The sequence below is a fragment of the Micromonospora sp. LOL_015 genome (genome assembly GCF_048060275.1).
Lineage (GTDB): Bacteria > Actinomycetota > Actinomycetes > Mycobacteriales > Micromonosporaceae > Micromonospora_E.
Genome location: NZ_JBHMIO010000228.1, coordinates 1 through 270 on the forward strand (window position 1 = coordinate 1; position 270 = coordinate 270).

Below are 270 nucleotides of genomic sequence, written 5' to 3' on the forward strand. Positions count from 1 at the left end.
GGGTTCCAAAGGCGACCGCTGGTACGCGTGGGCGTGGATCGCCACCGCCGGCCCCCGCCACCACCTGCTCGTGCGCCGGAGCCTGGCTGACCCCGACGACCTGGCCTACTTCTACTGCTGGATACCCGAACACCTCCCGGCGACCCTGACCGCGCTGGTGAAAGTGACCGGCCGGCGGTGGACGATCGAGGAGGACCACGGGTTCGGCAAGGACCACTTCGGATTCGACCAGTTCCAGAACCGGCTCCACACCCCGATCATGCGGCACAT

Annotated in this window: 1 pseudogene; it reads left to right on the plus strand. The window is 67.8% G+C overall.

The annotated features are described in order from the left end of the window. Positions 1 to 270, plus strand: a pseudogene (locus ACFHWU_RS29605) (IS701 family transposase); the annotation flags it as partial.